This window comes from Amycolatopsis sp. NPDC003861 (genome assembly GCF_053605405.1).
The window spans coordinates 19,967-34,434 of sequence record NZ_JBSGJD010000018.1; the positions used below are offsets into that span (position 1 = coordinate 19,967).

A 14,468-nucleotide genomic window follows, 5' to 3' on the forward strand; every position below is an offset into this window, starting at 1 on the left:
ATGGACATCCTGCTGGGCCTGCTGACCCTCCCCCTGTACGTGCTCCTGCTGTGGCCGCTCGTGGCCGCCGCCCGGCGCGTGCTCGGCGTCCGGATCGGCGCCGTGCGCGCCCTGTGCGCCGCCGCCTTCGGCTGGCTCGTCGCCGGCGGCATCGGGCGGGCGTTCCCCGGTTCCCTGCTGCACCACGGCGGAGCGGCGATCGGCCTGCTGATCCCGTTGGCGGGCAGCGCTTTCCTCGCGACGCTGATCTTCCTGTTCGTCGCCGAGATGGCGCTCCCGCACGGGATCGGGCTCGGCCGGCTGCGGGGCCGGCTCGCCCGCACCCGCCGGTACGCGCAGATCAGCCGGATCGCCGTCAAGCACGGCCTCGGCCGCTACCTGACCGGCCGTCGCGAACCGGGCGAGACGCGCCACGCCAAGCTCGCGCGCTCCCTGCGCCGCGCGCTGGAAGAGGGTGGCGTGACGTTCGTGAAGCTCGGCCAGCTGCTCTCCACCCGCGCGGACCTGCTGCCCCCGGTGTTCGCCGACGAGCTCGGCCACCTCCAGGACCGGGTCGCGCCCGCCCGCGCCGACGCCGTCCGGGCTCTGCTCGCCGACGAACTCGGCGGCTCCCCCGACGACGTCTTCGCCGAGTTCGACCCCGAACCCCTCGCGGCCGCGTCGGTCGCGCAGGTCTACCGCGCGAAGCTGCGCAGCGGCGAGGACGTCGTGGTCAAGGTCCAGCGGCCGGGCGTGCGGGAGCAGGCCGAACGCGACATCGCCATCGTCCGGCGCGTCGCCGCGGCGCTGGAGGACCGCGCGGGCTGGGCGCGCTCGCTCGGCGTCGCCGGACTCGCCGAGGGGTTCGCCGCCGCGCTGGCCGAGGAACTCGACTTCACCATCGAAGCGCGCAACATCACCGCGGTGGCCGCCACGGGTTCCCCGGACGTCGTGCTCCCGAAGGTCCACAAAGGACTTTCGACCGACCGCGTGCTGGTGATGTCCCGCCTCGACGGCAAGCCGCTCACCGCGGCGAAGGACCTGCCCGCGGCCGAACGCCGGCGGCTGGCCCGGTCGCTCCTGCGCTGCCTGCTCGACCAGGTGATGCTCGGCGGCGTCTTCCACGCCGACCCCCACCCGGGCAACCTCATGCTGCTCGGCGACGGCCGCCTGGGCCTGCTCGACTTCGGCTCGGTCGGCCGCCTCGACGCCGGGCTGCGCGCCGGCCTGCAGAACCTGCTGCTCGCCCTGGACCGCGGCGACCCGGCCGGCCTGCGCGACGGGCTCCTCGAGATCGTCGACCGCACCACCGAGATCGACGAACAGCGCCTCGAACGCGCCCTCGGTGCCCTGGTCGCCCGGCACTTCGGCCCCGGCCGCACGCCGGACCTCGACCTGTTCACCGGCCTGTTCCGGGTGGTCGCGGACTTCCGGCTCAGCGTGCCGCCACCGGTGGCCGCGGTGTTCCGCGCACTGGCCACCGTGGAGGGCACGCTGGCCGCACTGGATCCCGGCTTCGACGTCGTCGCCGAGTCCCGCGCGTTCGCCGTCGAGCAGGTCGGCGCCGGGCTGCGGCCGGGCTCGCTGGGCCGCACGGCGACCGGCGAGCTGCTGGCCCTGCTGCCGGTGCTGCGCCGCATCCCCCGCCGCATCGACCGGATCGGCGCGGCGCTGGAGGAGGGCAGGCTGTCGGTGAACGTCCGCCTGTTCTCCGACGAGCGCGACCGCGACGTCGTCACGGGCCTGGTCCACGAAGCCCTGTTGGCCTTCGTCGGGGCGGCAACCGGGCTGATGGCGGTGTTCCTGCTGACCGGCTCGGGCGGGCCGCGCATCGCCGAGGACCTGACCCTGCACCAGGTGTTCGGCTACAACCTGCTGGTGATCAGTGCACTGGTGGGTTTGCGGCTGCTGTTCGTCGTCTTCCGGCGGTCCGGACGAGCGTCACGATCAGCCCGGTGAACCCGGCGACGAACAGGACGAAACCGCCGAGGATCCACCAACGCAAGGTGGGAAGGGTCGAGTCGGTGAACGGCGCCCCGGGCAGGCCCACGTCGGTGAACGCGGTCACCGCGGGCAGGCGAACGCGGTTCCGGCGACGACCACCAGGTCCCCGCGATGCACCTCGGCACCGGCCGCCCGCCGGACGACCAGCCGATCGCCCGGCTTCAGCGTGGGACTCATGTGCTCGCTCGGCATCGAGTACGCCTCGTAGCCCAGCAGCGCGCGACCGGCACCATAGACACCGGCTCCCGCCCCCAGCAGCATCACGGCAACCACCACCAGGACCAGGCCCCGGCCACGGCGACGCGGGGACGATTCCGGCGGCGCGGGCGGGAACGACATTTCGGCCACCAGAATCCATCGTTCACCGACCGGTGGCGTTACCCCGTCCGCGGCGCGTACATGATCACCGCGACCCCCGCCAAGCAGAGCAGCGCGCCGATGACGTCGTACCGATCCGGCCGGTAGCCGTCCGCGATCATGCCCCAGGCCAGCGAGCCCGCCACGAACACGCCGCCGTACGCGGCGAGGATGCGGCCGAAGTGAGCGTCCGGCTGGAGGGTCGCGACGAACCCGTACACGCCCAGCGCCACCACTCCGCCGCCGATCCACAGCAGGCCGCGGCTTTCGCGGATGCCTTGCCAGATCAGCCAGGCGCCGCCGATTTCGCACACCGCCGCGGCCAGGAACAGGAGGATCGACCGCAGGACCACCCCGGGATACTAACCCCGTGCCGTTCACGCTGAGTCATCCCGCCGCCGTGCTGCCGCTGGCCAGGCGTCCCCTGGTGCCGTCGGCGCTCGTCGCCGGGTCGGTCGCGCCGGACCTCTTCTGGTTCGTCCCGCGGCTGCCCGGCGTCGGCCTGACGAAGACCCACGAACTCACGTCGGCTCTCTGGCTCGACCCGCTGCTCGCGCTGGCCCTGCTCGCCGTCTTCCAGCTGCTGCTGAAGCGGCCGCTCACCGCACTGGCCCCGCAACGCCTGGCCGAACGGCTTCCCCGCGATTTCCGCTGGAACCGGCCGGGCTGGATCGCGCTCTCGCTCGTGCTCGGCGCCGCCACGCACGTCGGCTGGGACGCCTTCACCCACGAGAACGACGGATTCGCCTTCCTGCGGATCCCGCTCGTCACCGGCGTCGACGTCGGACGGCTGATCCAGCTGATCAGCACCCTCGCCGGGGCCGCCGTGCTCGGCTGGTGGCTGCGGCGCTGGTACCGCACCGCGCCCGTCACCCCGGCGCCGCCGGGTATCCGCCGCCGGAAGACCGTGGCCGCGTTCCTCGCCGCCGGCGCGCTGGCCGGGGCCCTGACCAGCGTCGCGCCCTTCGTGGCCCACCACGACCCGATGACCCGGGCGGGCGTGGCCGGCAACGCCACCTACCTGCTCGTCACCGGCGCCGGCAGCGGGTTCGCCGTGGCCCTCGTGGTCTACGCACTCGCCTGGTATAGCCCGTTATACGCGAAACGGGCCACCCCGGAGGGTGACCCGCTCGACGTGCACTGACTCAGACGGTGAAGCCGAGGGCGCGCAGCTGCTCGCGGCCGTCTTCGGTGATCTTCTCCGGGCCCCACGGCGGCATCCAGACCCAGTTGATCCGGAAGTCCTTGACCAGCCCGCCGCTGGTGAGCGCGGCGTTCGTCTGGTCCTCGATGACGTCGGTCAGCGGGCAGGCCGCCGAGGTCAGCGTCATGTCGAGGGTCGCGGTGTTGTCGGCCTCGACGCGGATGTCGTAGACGAGGCCGAGGTCGACGACGTTGATGCCGAGCTCCGGGTCGACCACGTCGCGCATGGCCTCTTCGACGTCCTCGATCTTGGCGAGGTCGAGGTCCTGCTTGGCGGTGGTCTCGGCGTCGAGGTCGGCGGCGGTGCGCCCCTCACGAGTGGCGGTTTCTTCAGTCATGCCTTTTCAGCTCCACTGCTCGTCCGGGCGACGGCGTCCTTGAAAGCCATCCAGCCGAGGAGGGCGCACTTCACGCGGGCGGGGTACTTGGCGACGCCCGCGAAGGCGACCCCGTCCTCCAGCACGTCCTCGTCCGGCTCGACCTTTCCCTTGCCCTGCATCAGTTCCACGAAGGCGTCCATGGTGGTGAACGCCTCCTCGATCGCGTGGCCGACGACGAGGTCGGTCAGGACCGACGTCGAGGCCTGGCTGATCGAGCAGCCCTGGCCGTCGTAGGAGACGTCGGCGACCTTCCCGTCCTCGACCTTGACCCGCAGCGTCACCTCGTCGCCGCAGGTCGGGTTGACCTGGAACGACTCGGCGTCGAACGGGTCACGCAGGCCGCGCCCGTGCGGGTTCTTGTAGTGGTCCAGGATGATCTCCTGGTACATGCTCTCCAGGTTCACTGCCCCACCCCGAAGAACTTCTGCGCCTCGCGGATCCCGGCCACCAGAGCGTCCACTTCGGACAGATCGTTGTAGAGGTAGAACGACGCCCGCACGGTCGCCTGCGCCTGGCAGGCCCGGTGCAGCGGCCACGCGCAGTGGTGGCCGACGCGGACGGCGATGCCGAGGCTGTCGAGCACCTGGCCGGCGTCGTGCGGGTGCACGCCGTCGATCACGAACGACACGGTCGCGCCGCGGTCCGCCAGGTCGGTCGGCCCGATGATCCGGACACCCGGGATCGCGCCGATGCCTTCCAGCGCCGCCGCGGCCAGTTCCTTCTCGTGCGCGGCGATGCGGTCCATGCCGACGGCCGAGAGGTAGTCCACGGCCGCGCCGAGGCCGATGGCCTGCGACGTCATCGGGACACCGGCCTCGAACCGCTGCGGCGGCGGCGCGAAGGTCGAGCCCTCCATCCGGACCATCTCGATCATCGACCCGCCGGTGAGGAACGGCGGCATGGCCGACAGCAGCTCGGTGCGCCCGTAGAGGACGCCGATGCCGGACGGGCCGAGCATCTTGTGCCCGGAGAACGCGGCGAAGTCGACGCCGAGCTCGTGGAAGCTCACCGGGAAGTGCGGCACCGACTGGCAGGCGTCCAGCACGGTGAACGCGCCGACCGCCTTGGCCTTCTCGACCAGCAGCTCGACCGGGTTGACCGTGCCGAGCACGTTCGACTGGTGCGCGAACGCGACGACCTTGGTGCGCGGCGTGATCAGTTCGTCCACATCGGACAGGTCGAGCCGGCCCTCCGGCGTCACCTTGAACCACTTCAGCGTCGCCCCGGTGCGCTGGCACAGCTGCTGCCACGGCACGAGGTTCGCGTGGTGCTCCATCTCGGTGACGACGATCTCGTCACCCGGGCCGACGACGAACCGCGCGGCTTCCGGGCCCGCGGTGGCGGCGTTGCCGAACGAGTAGGCGACCAGGTTGATGCCCTCGGTGGCGTTCTTGGTGAACACCAGTTCCTCGGGGTCGGCGCCGACGAACTCGGCGATCTTCGCCCGGGCGGACTCGTAGGCGTCGGTCGCTTCTTCGGACAGCTGGTGCGCACCGCGGTGGACGGCCGCGTTCGACGTCTCGACGTAGTGCCGTTCGGCGTCGAGCACGGCCGCCGGGCGTTGCGACGTCGCCCCGGAGTCCAGGTACACCAAGGGTTTCCCGTCGCGGACGGTGCGCGACAGGATGGGGAAGTCGGCCCGCAGGCCAGCCACGTCGAGTGGCAAAGAACCGGCCGAGGTGGTGGTCATCGGGCCGACTCCTCTCTTCTCGGTGTAACGGAACGGGGTCAGACCGCGGCGGGCTCGGTCTTGCCGGTGTACTTGACGTACCCGTTCTCCTCCAGCTCGTCCGCGAGCTCCTTGCCGCCCGACTCGACGATCTTGCCGTCGGCGAAGACGTGCACGAAGTCCGGCGTGATGTACCGCAGGATCCGGGTGTAGTGCGTGATCAGCATGACGCCGACCTCGCTCGAAGCCTTGTGCGCGTTCACGCCCTCGGAGACGACGCGCAGGGCGTCGACGTCGAGACCGGAGTCGGTCTCGTCGAGGATGGCGAACTTCGGCTTGAGCAGCGCCAGCTGCAGGATCTCGTGGCGCTTCTTCTCGCCGCCGGAGAAGCCCTCGTTGACCGAGCGCTCGGCGAACTCCTGCGAGATCTCGAGCTTGCCCATCTCCTCCTTGACCTCCTTGACCCAGTGGCGCAGCTTGGGGGCCTCGCCACGGACCGCGGTGGCCGCGGTGCGGAGGAAGTTGGACATGGACACGCCCGGCACCTCGACCGGGTACTGCATCGCGAGGAACAGGCCCGCGCGGGCACGCTCGTCGACGCTCATCTCGAGGACGTTCTCGCCGTCCAGGAGCACCTCACCCGAGGTGACTTCGTACTTCGGGTGCCCGGCGATCGCGTAGGACAGCGTGGACTTGCCCGAGCCGTTCGGGCCCATGATCGCGTGCGTCTCGCCCGACTTGATGGTCAGGTTGACGCCCTTGAGGATCTCCTTGGCGCCTTCGTCGGTGGTGACCGAGGCGTGCAGGTCCTTGATTTCCAGGGTAGCCATTTCTTCGTTTCCTAAGTCAGAGAGCGGTCAGGCGCCAACGGCTTCGAGCTCGGCCTCGATCGCCGCTTCGAGGCGCTCGCGCACCTCGGGGACGTCGATCTTGACCAGGATCTCGTGGAAGAACCCGCGCACGACCAGGCGCCGCGCGGCTTCTTCGGCGATCCCGCGCGACTGCAGGTAGAACAACTGCTCGTCGTCGAACCTTCCCGTCGCGCTCGCGTGGCCGGCGCCTTCGATCTCGCCGGTCTCGATCTCGAGGTTCGGCACCGAGTCCGCGCGCGCCCCGGGGGTGAGCACCAGGTTGCGGTTGAGCTCGTAGGTGTCGGTGGCCTCGGCGGCCGCGCGGATCAGGACGTCGCCGATCCACACCGTGTGCGCGTCGTCGCCCTGCAGGGCGCCCTTGTACATCACGCGCGACTTGCAGTTCGGCATCGCGTGGTCGACGAAGAGGCGGTGCTCCTGGTGCTGGCCCTGGTCCGCGAAGTAGACGCCGAGCATCTCGACGTCGCCGCCCTTGTCGGCGAAGGTCGCCGTCGGCGAGACGCGGACCAGGTCACCGCCCAGGGTGATCACGGTGTGCCGCAGCGCGGCGTCGCGGCCCAGCTTCAGGTGCTGCTCGGAGACGTGCACGGCGTCGTCGGCCCAGTCCTGGACGCTGACCACGGTGACCTTGGCGCCGTCGCCGATGACGAACTCGACGTTGTCGGCGTAGGTGCCGGAGCCGACGTGGTCGAGCACGATGACGGCTTCGGCGAACGCCTCGGCGCGGACCTGCAGGTGCCCGTAGGCGACCTGGCCCTCGCCCGGGCCGTGGATCCGCAGCACGGACGGCTTCGACGCCTTCGTCTCCTTCGGCACCGTCACGACGGTGGCCTTGGTGAAGGACGAGTACGCCTGCGCGGCGATCCGGTCGCTCGGGACGCCGGCGGCACCGAGCCGCTCGTCGTCGCGGCCGACGGTCTCGATCTTCAGCTCGGGCGCGGCCTCGGCTTCGAGCGTGATCTCGCCGGTGGCGGTGGCGCTGCCGTCGTGCAGGCCGCGGAGGCGCTTCATCGGCGTGAAGCGCCAGTTCTCCTCACGACCGCCCGGGACCTCGAAGGCCTCGACGTCGTAGGAGGTGAAGCGCTCCGCGCGGGAGGCCGCCGGGATGACGGCCCCCTCGCGAAGAGCCTCGGAAACGTTGTTCTCGGTAACCGACATGACTAGCCGACGGACCCTTCCATCTGGAGCTCGATCAGGCGGTTCAGCTCGAGCGCGTACTCCATCGGCAGCTCACGGGCGATCGGCTCCACGAAGCCGCGCACGATCATCGCCATCGCCTCGGCCTCGTCGAGACCGCGCGACATCAGGTAGAACAGCTGGTCCTCGCTGACCTTGGACACCGTGGCCTCGTGGCCCATCGACACCTCATCGTTGCGGATGTCCACGTACGGGTACGTGTCCGAGCGCGAGATGGTGTCCACCAGCAGCGCGTCGCAGACGACGCTGGAGCGCGAGTGGTGCGCCCGCTTCGCCACGCGGACCAGGCCGCGGTAGGAGGTGCGGCCGCCGCCGCGCGCCACCGACTTCGACACGATGGTCGAGGAGGTGTGCGGCGCGAGGTGCTCCATCTTGGCGCCCGCGTCCTGGTGCTGGCCCTCGCCCGCGAACGCGACCGACAGGACCTCGCCCTTGGCGTGCTCGCCCATGAGGAACACCGACGGGTACTTCATCGTCACCTTGGAACCGATGTTGCCGTCGATCCATTCCATGGTCGCGCCCTCTTCGCACTTGGCGCGCTTGGTGACCAGGTTGTAGACGTTGTTCGACCAGTTCTGGATGGTCGTGTAGCGGCAGCGGGCGCCCTTCTTGACGATGATCTCCACGACCGCCGAGTGCAGCGAGTCGGACTGGTAGATCGGCGCCGTGCAGCCCTCGACGTAGTGCACGTACGCACCTTCGTCGACGATGATCAGGGTGCGCTCGAACTGGCCCATGTTCTCGGTGTTGATCCGGAAGTAGGCCTGCAGCGGGATCTCGACGTGCACGCCCTTCGGCACGTAGATGAACGAGCCGCCGGACCACACCGCCGTGTTCAGCGCGGAGAACTTGTTGTCACCGGCCGGGATGACCGAGCCGAAGTACTCCTGGAACAGCTCCGGGTGCTCCTTGAGCGCGGAATCGGTGTCCAGGAACAGGACGCCCTGCTCCTCCAGGTCCTCGCGGATCTGGTGGTAGACGACCTCGGACTCGTACTGCGCGGCGACACCGGCGACGAGGCGCTGCTTCTCCGCCTCGGGGATGCCCAGCTTGTCGTACGTGTTCTTGATGTCCTCGGGCAGGTCTTCCCAGGAGGTGGCCTGCTTCTCCGTGGACCGCACGAAGTACTTGATGTTGTCGAAGTCGATCCCGGAGAGGTCGGCCCCCCAGTTGGGCATGGGCTTCTTCTCGAAGAGCTTGAGCGCCTTCAGTCGCGCTTCGCGCATCCACTCCGGCTCGGACTTCTTCGAGGAGATGTCGGTGACGACGTCCTCGTTCAATCCGCGACGGGCGCTGGCGCCCGCCTCGTCGGAGTCCGCCCAGCCGAACGCGTACTTGCCAAGGGACTCGATGGTCTCTTCCTGGCTCAGTGGCGCGGTGGTGGGAGTGCGCTGCTCGGCAGCGGCAGTCATGCGGGTTTCCCTCCATTCGGGATCCGTGCTGTGTGCCCCTCGGGGGACACCGTTCTGGCCGGCTCGGGATGGGCCGGCTGACCCGCCGTGACGGGTACGTGGGTGGTGCACGCGGAGTCCCCGCGTGCGATGGTCGCCAGCCGCTGGACGTGGGTGCCCAGCAGCTGCGCGAACGCCTCCGTCTCGGCCTCGCACAGCTGCGGGAACTCCGCGGCGACGTGGGCGACCGGACAGTGGTGCTGGCAGAGCTGCGCGCCCACGTTCTGACCAGGAGCCGGGGCGCCGACCTGGCGGGTCGACGCAGCGTAGCCTTCCCTGCTCAGCGCGGCCGCGAGGGCCTCCGCGCGCGTCGCCGGCTCACCCGGTTCGGTGATCGCGGCGCGGTGCGGGCCGACGAGCTTCTCGATGCGCTGCTCGGCGAAGGCGCGCACGGCGTCCTCCCCGGCGTGCTCGGCCAGGAAGCGGATCGCGGAGACGGCCAGGTCGTCGTAGGCGTGCCCGAAGCGGGCGCGGCCGGGCTCGGTGAGCAGGAAGAGCTTCGCCGGACGGCCCCGGCCGCGGGGCCCGCGGCGCGGCGCGTCCCTCGTCTCGGCTTCGCCGTCCGCGAGCAGCGCGTCCAGGTGCCGGCGGACGGCGGTGGGGCTGATTCCCAGCTGCTCGGCGACCACGACGGCGGTCATGGGACCCTGTTCCAGCAGCAGCCGGGCCACCTCGTGACGGGTCTTGCCCTCGGCGCTGACCTGCGACGGGACGTGCGGCTGCCCGGCGCGGGGCATGTCGCCGCCCGCCTGATCACCCGCCTCCGTCTTTTTCACAACACAAGTGTGTCTTATTTCCGGGTGATCGGCAAAGGCGGGGTGTCCGGCAGTGACCCGACTCACTCGCGAGGCGACCGATACCCTGCACGCGTGGCAGTGGGCGAACAGGAACAGCAAGTGGCACGGCTCGAAACCGGGAGTGCCCACCCGGTGACGCTCTCGCCCGTCCACCCCCGCGAACCGCTCCCCCTGGAGGCCGCCGAACAGCGCGGGCTGAACGTCGTCCGCCGCTTCGGCACGGTCGGCTCGCTGTTCCTCGCGCTCGGCTCCCTCGGCGCCGGCGCCGCCCCGGTGATCAACCCGGTGCAGGAGATCCCGGTGCTGCGGCTGTTCACCCGGATCCCGACGGTGTCGCTGGCCATCGCCATCTCCGGGATGGGCATCCTGGTGCTGAGCTGGCTGATGCTCGGCCGGTTCGCCCAGCCCAGCCGCGAGCGGCTGGCGTCGCAGGGCCAGCTCGCGCGCACGATCGCGCTGTGGGTGCTGCCGCTGCTGGTCATCCCGCCGCTGTTCTCCCGCGACGTCTACAGCTACCTGGCGCAGAGCGAGATCGTGCACCGCGGGATGGACCCGTACGTCCTCGGCCCGGCGCAGGCCCTCGGCGTCGCCGACCCGTTCACCGCGGGCGTGTCGAACATGTGGCGCGAGACGCCGGCGCCGTACGGGCCGCTCGTGCTGCGCCTCGGCGGCTGGCTGGCGCCCCTGGCGGGCAACAGCATCGCGGTCGGCGTGCTGCTGCAGCGGGTGCTCGCGCTGGCCGGCGTGGTCCTCATCGTCTGGGCCCTGCCGCGGCTGGCCCGCCGGTTCGGCGTCCAGCCCGCGACCGCGCTGTGGCTCGGCGCGCTGAACCCGCTGCTGATCTTCCACTTCGTCGCCGGCGCCCACAACGACGCGCTCGCCGTCGGCCTGATGCTGGCCGGGCTGGAGATCGGCATCCGGCGGCTGCCGATCCGGGTGAAGGGCGACACACCACCCCCGCTGGCCCGCGGCGAACTGCTCTACATCGGGCTCGGGGTCGCGATCATCACCCTCGGCGTCGCGGTGAAGCTGCCCGCGGTGTTCGCGCTGCCGTTCTTCGCCGTGATGGTGGCGCGGCGCTGGCACGGCCGGCTCAAGGACCTGTTCGTGGCGGGCGCCCCGATGGCGCTGTGGTTCGGCGTGGTCCTGGTCGTCGTCTGCTTCGGCACCGGCCTCGGTTTCGGCTGGGTCGGGGCGACGTTCAACACGCCCGGCCTGGTCCGCTCCTGGATCTCCCCCACCGCCGAGCTGGCCAACCTCTCCGGCGTCCTCGGCATCGCGCTCGGGCTCGGCAACCACACCGACGCGCTGGTGCCGATCCTCGGCGTGCTCGGCTACCTCGTCGCGCTGGCGATCACGTTCAAGTTCCTCTGGGACAGCTTCAAGTGGCGCTACCGCCCGATCATCGGGCTCGGCGTCGCGCTCGGCGCGGTGATGATCCTGCAGATCAACCTGCAGCCGTGGTACGTGCTGTGGGCGGTGATCCCGCTCGCCGCCGCGGCCGGGACGTCCCGCTTCCGCGTCGCCGCGACGGTGATCAGCGCGGCCCTGCCGTTCCTGCTCCCCCCGACCGGCAGCACCTTCGACGGCCGCCCGTACGTGCTGCCGTTCGCCTACGTCGCGGCGATCGTCGTCTGCGGCGGCGGGCTGCTGATCGTGCGGCGGCTGGCTCCCGTGTTGCTTGCCAAGCCGTCCCCGCGGGTGCCCGAACCGGTCGACGCCGTATCGTGACCCGATGTGAGTGTCCCTGCCGTCGAGATCAGCGGGCTGGTCAAAAGCTACGGCTCCACCCGCGCGGTCGACGGCCTCGACCTGCGGATGGAGCGCGGCAGCCTGCTCGCCCTGCTCGGCCCGAACGGGGCCGGCAAGACGACCACCGTCGAGCTCTGCGAAGGCTTTTCGAAGCCTGACGCGGGCTCGGTGCGCGTGCTCGGCCTCGACCCGGTCCGCGAGTCTTCGGCGCTGCGTCCCCGCGTCGGCATCATGCCCCAGGGCGGCGGCGCGTACCCGGGTGTCCGGGCGGACGAGATGCTGCGCCTGGTGGCCTCCTGCGCGGCTTCGCCCCTGGACCCGGCCTGGCTGCTGGACGTCCTCGGCCTGACGCCGGTCCGCCGCACGCCGTTCAAGCGCCTCTCCGGCGGCCAGCAGCAGCGGCTTTCCCTGGCGTGCGCCCTGGTCGGCCGGCCGGAGCTGGTGTTCCTCGACGAGCCGACGGCGGGCATGGACCCGCAGGCCCGGCGCCTGGTGTGGGACCTGCTCTCGGCGTTACGCGGCGACGGCGTTTCGGTGCTGCTGACCACGCACCTGATGGAAGAGGCCGAGGCGCTGGCCGACACGGTGGTGATCGTGGACCACGGCAAGGTCGTGGTGTCCGGCGCACCGCAGTCGCTGACGACGGACGAGACGGGCGCGGGCGGGCTCCGCTTCAAGGCCCGCACCCGGCTCGACACGGCGCTGCTGACGGCGGCGCTCCCGGAGGGCTACGCGGTGCGCGAGTCGGCGCCGGGCACGTACACGGTGGTCGGTTCGGTCGACCCCCAGGTGGTGTCGACGGTCACGGCGTGGTGCGCCCAGCAGGGCGTGCTGCCGGAGGAACTGCAGGTCGGCAAGCGGACCCTGGAAGAGGTCTTCCTGGAGCTGACCGGACGGGAGCTGCGGGCATGACGTTTGCTCCGGGGACGTTCACCCCGGCGCCCGGGCGGGGATCGCTGGGCCGGATGCTGCGCACGCACGCCCGCGTCGAGGTCAGCTTGACCTTGCGCCACGGCGAGCAGGTGCTGCTGACGCTGCTGATCCCGCTGGCGCTGCTGATCGGGCTGTCCCTTTTGGACATCCTCCCGGCGTCTTCGCTGGGGTCCGTGCCGCGAGTGGACTGGATCACCCCGCGCATCCTGGCGCTGGCGGTGATGTCCTCGGCGTTCACCGGCCAGGCGATCGCCCTGGGCTTCGACCGCCGGTACGGGGTGTTGAAGCGCCTCTCGGCGACGGCGTTGCCGCGGTGGCTCCTGGTGGCGGGCCGCCTGGCGGCGGCGCTCGTGGTCGTGGTGCTGCAGTCGGTGATCATCGGTGTGGTGGCGGCGTTCCTCGGGTGGTCGCCGTCGCCGGCCGGGCTCTTCTCGGCGGTTTTGTTGCTGGTGCTCGGGACGCTGGCGTTCGGAGCCCTGGGCGTCCTGCTGGGCGGGGCGTTGCGGGCCGAGGCGGTCCTGGCGCTGGCGAACATCGTGTGGTTCGTCCTGCTGCTGGCGGGCGGGATCCTGCTGGCGCCGTCGTCGCTGCCGTCGGGGCTGGCGCGGGTGGTGGAGCTGCTGCCCTCGGGAGCACTGGCGGAGGGCATGCGCGCGGCGTTGGTGGACGGTGCGTTCGCGCCCGGCCCCATGCTGGTGCTGGCCGTGTGGGCGGTGGTCGCCGGCGCGGTGGCTTCGCGGACGACGAAACTCACCTGAGTCCCGGTCTCCGCGTGACCTAGGTCCCTTGCGGGGGTCTTCGGGTTCTGGGCGTCCGGACCTGCCGAAAGCGCGTTTTCCGCGCGCTCTACCATCGATGCCGTGCCGTTCACCAGCCTCGTCGCCCGTCTGCCGTTTCCCTCCGCCGCCGTGCAGCGGGCCGTCGGGATCGCCGCGGTCCTCGCGCAGGCGCTGATCGGCGTCACCGGTTCCATCGTGCGCGTCACCGGGTCCGGGCTCGGCTGCCCGACCTGGCCGCAGTGCGTGGCCGGCAGCCTCGTCCCGAAGCACGACTCCGGGATCGACGCCCTCAACCAGTGGATCGAGTTCGGCAACCGGCTGCTCACCGGCGTCGTCATCCTCATCGCCGCCGTCGCAGTCATCACCGCGTGGCGCGTGCAGATCGACCACCCGGAGCGCAAACGCCTGGTCAAGCTGGCCTGGACGATGCCCGGCGGCGTCGTGTTGCAGGCCGTCGTCGGCGGCCTGACCGTGCTCGCGAAGCTGGAGTGGTGGACGGTCGCGATCCACTTCCTCGCGACCACCCCGCTCGTCTGGCTGGCCGTGCTGCTGCTGCGCGCGTTCCGCGAAGGCGACGAGACCCCGCGCCTGCTGGTCCCGCCGGCCGGCCGCACGATCCTGGTCCTGCTCGCCGTCGTGCTGTGGCTCGTGCTCGCGGCGGGCACCACGGTGACCGGCGCCGGCCCGCACAGCGGCGACATCAACACCCACCGCCTGGACGCCCCGGTCGAGGCCCTCGCCCAGGTCCACGGCGGCCTGCTGGTGCTCTACTTGCTGCTGCTCGCGGTGTTCGGCCTCCAGCTGCTGCGCGTCGGCGCCCCCAAGAGCCTCTGGCAGCGCTACACGGTGGTCTGGGTGGTCGCCGTCGCGCAGGGTGGTCTCGGTTCGCTGCAGTACGCGCTGGGCGTGCCGGAGGCGATGGTGTCGTTCCACGTCCTGGGCGCGATGGCGGTCATCATCGCGACGGCCTCGCTGTGGGTGGGCAGCCGCGACCGCGGCCCGGTGACCTCGCTGGCAGCGGCGCCGAAGGAGCTCACGGCCGCCTGACGGCAACGCGGCCTTAACTCCGCGTCGGCGTGGGTGTCCGGCTCGTGG

Annotated in this window: 15 protein-coding genes; 6 read left to right on the plus strand and 9 right to left on the minus strand. The window is 71.2% G+C overall.

All coding sequences use genetic code 11. The features are described from left to right. Complete coding sequence (locus tag ACWEVN_RS07455) at positions 1–1,938, plus strand: ABC1 kinase family protein (RefSeq protein ID WP_452050623.1); 1,938 nt, start codon at positions 1–3, stop codon at positions 1,936–1,938. A gap of 105 nt (positions 1,939–2,043) precedes the next feature. Here ACWEVN_RS07455 and ACWEVN_RS07460 read toward each other — a convergent pair whose 3' ends face one another. After that, complete coding sequence (locus ACWEVN_RS07460; RefSeq protein WP_452050624.1) at positions 2,044–2,322, minus strand: S26 family signal peptidase; 279 nt, start codon at positions 2,320–2,322, stop codon at positions 2,044–2,046. Between the two features lie 38 nt (positions 2,323–2,360). Further along, positions 2,361–2,693 carry a YnfA family protein gene (locus tag ACWEVN_RS07465; RefSeq protein ID WP_449684321.1) on the minus strand — a complete coding sequence of 111 codons (333 nt, stop codon included), beginning with the start codon at positions 2,691–2,693 and terminating at the stop codon, positions 2,361–2,363. A 17-nt stretch (positions 2,694–2,710) separates the two neighbouring features. Between ACWEVN_RS07465 and ACWEVN_RS07470 the strand changes: the two genes are divergently transcribed. Further along, positions 2,711–3,484 (plus strand): DUF4184 family protein, encoded by a 774-nt coding sequence (locus ACWEVN_RS07470; RefSeq protein WP_452050625.1) that lies wholly within the window; start codon positions 2,711–2,713, stop codon positions 3,482–3,484. Between the two features lies 1 nt (position 3,485). Here ACWEVN_RS07470 and ACWEVN_RS07475 read toward each other — a convergent pair whose 3' ends face one another. The 7 genes from ACWEVN_RS07475 to ACWEVN_RS07505 are packed head-to-tail and all read right to left on the minus strand — an operon-like array spanning position 3,486 to position 9,888. Then, positions 3,486–3,881 carry a metal-sulfur cluster assembly factor gene (locus ACWEVN_RS07475; RefSeq protein ID WP_310975179.1) on the minus strand — a complete coding sequence of 132 codons (396 nt, stop codon included), beginning with the start codon at positions 3,879–3,881 and terminating at the stop codon, positions 3,486–3,488. Continuing rightward, on the minus strand, positions 3,878–4,327 hold the full coding sequence (gene sufU, locus ACWEVN_RS07480; protein ID WP_452050626.1) for a Fe-S cluster assembly sulfur transfer protein SufU: 450 nt from the start codon (positions 4,325–4,327) through the stop codon (positions 3,878–3,880). The genes ACWEVN_RS07475 and sufU overlap by 4 nt, the downstream gene beginning before the upstream one ends. Further along, the gene (locus ACWEVN_RS07485) at positions 4,324–5,613 is read right to left on the minus strand and encodes a cysteine desulfurase (RefSeq protein WP_449684319.1); all 1,290 of its coding nucleotides are present in this window, start codon (positions 5,611–5,613) and stop codon (positions 4,324–4,326) included. The genes sufU and ACWEVN_RS07485 overlap by 4 nt, the downstream gene beginning before the upstream one ends. A 38-nt stretch (positions 5,614–5,651) precedes the next feature. Continuing rightward, complete coding sequence (gene sufC / locus ACWEVN_RS07490) at positions 5,652–6,422, minus strand: Fe-S cluster assembly ATPase SufC (protein WP_310975175.1); 771 nt, start codon at positions 6,420–6,422, stop codon at positions 5,652–5,654. A 27-nt stretch (positions 6,423–6,449) separates the two neighbouring features. Further along, entirely contained in the window at positions 6,450–7,622 is a 1,173-nt protein-coding gene (gene sufD / locus ACWEVN_RS07495; RefSeq protein ID WP_452050627.1) for a Fe-S cluster assembly protein SufD, read from the minus strand. A 2-nt stretch (positions 7,623–7,624) separates the two neighbouring features. Further along, positions 7,625–9,073: a Fe-S cluster assembly protein SufB gene (gene sufB, locus ACWEVN_RS07500; RefSeq protein ID WP_452050628.1), complete on the minus strand. Its 1,449-nt coding sequence runs from the start codon at positions 9,071–9,073 to the stop codon at positions 7,625–7,627. Then, entirely contained in the window at positions 9,070–9,888 is an 819-nt protein-coding gene (locus ACWEVN_RS07505; RefSeq protein WP_449684318.1) for a helix-turn-helix transcriptional regulator, read from the minus strand. Before ACWEVN_RS07505 ends, sufB begins: the two co-directional genes overlap by 4 nt. Positions 9,889–10,008: 120 nt before the next feature. On the opposite strand from ACWEVN_RS07505, the gene mptB reads away from it, so the two are divergent. The 4 genes from mptB (at position 10,009) to ACWEVN_RS07525 (ending at position 14,420) form a co-directional block, all read left to right on the plus strand. Then, positions 10,009–11,640, plus strand: a complete 1,632-nt coding sequence (mptB, locus tag ACWEVN_RS07510; RefSeq protein ID WP_449684343.1) for a polyprenol phosphomannose-dependent alpha 1,6 mannosyltransferase MptB — start codon at positions 10,009–10,011, stop codon at positions 11,638–11,640. A gap of 6 nt (positions 11,641–11,646) precedes the next feature. After that, complete coding sequence (locus ACWEVN_RS07515; RefSeq protein WP_452050629.1) at positions 11,647–12,573, plus strand: ABC transporter ATP-binding protein; 927 nt, start codon at positions 11,647–11,649, stop codon at positions 12,571–12,573. Then, positions 12,570–13,352, plus strand: coding sequence for an ABC transporter permease (locus ACWEVN_RS07520; RefSeq protein WP_452050630.1), 783 nt, complete (start codon positions 12,570–12,572; stop codon positions 13,350–13,352). The genes ACWEVN_RS07515 and ACWEVN_RS07520 overlap by 4 nt, the downstream gene beginning before the upstream one ends. A 102-nt stretch (positions 13,353–13,454) precedes the next feature. Further along, positions 13,455–14,420 carry a COX15/CtaA family protein gene (locus ACWEVN_RS07525; RefSeq protein ID WP_452050631.1) on the plus strand — a complete coding sequence of 322 codons (966 nt, stop codon included), beginning with the start codon at positions 13,455–13,457 and terminating at the stop codon, positions 14,418–14,420. Positions 14,421–14,468: the final 48 nt, after the last annotated feature.

Coding starts and splice junctions, on each gene's coding strand:
- sufC (WP_310975175.1), bottom strand. CDS start 6,422: ATGGCTACCCTGGAAATCAAGGACCTGCACGCCTCGGTCACCACCGAC.
- sufB (WP_452050628.1), bottom strand. CDS start 9,073: ATGACTGCCGCTGCCGAGCAGCGCACTCCCACCACCGCGCCACTGAGC.
- ACWEVN_RS07455 (WP_452050623.1), top strand. CDS start 1: ATGGACATCCTGCTGGGCCTGCTGACCCTCCCCCTGTACGTGCTCCTG.
- ACWEVN_RS07460 (WP_452050624.1), bottom strand. CDS start 2,322: ATGTCGTTCCCGCCCGCGCCGCCGGAATCGTCCCCGCGTCGCCGTGGC.
- sufD (WP_452050627.1), bottom strand. CDS start 7,622: ATGTCGGTTACCGAGAACAACGTTTCCGAGGCTCTTCGCGAGGGGGCC.
- ACWEVN_RS07475 (WP_310975179.1), bottom strand. CDS start 3,881: ATGACTGAAGAAACCGCCACTCGTGAGGGGCGCACCGCCGCCGACCTC.
- ACWEVN_RS07520 (WP_452050630.1), top strand. CDS start 12,570: ATGACGTTTGCTCCGGGGACGTTCACCCCGGCGCCCGGGCGGGGATCG.
- ACWEVN_RS07485 (WP_449684319.1), bottom strand. CDS start 5,613: ATGACCACCACCTCGGCCGGTTCTTTGCCACTCGACGTGGCTGGCCTG.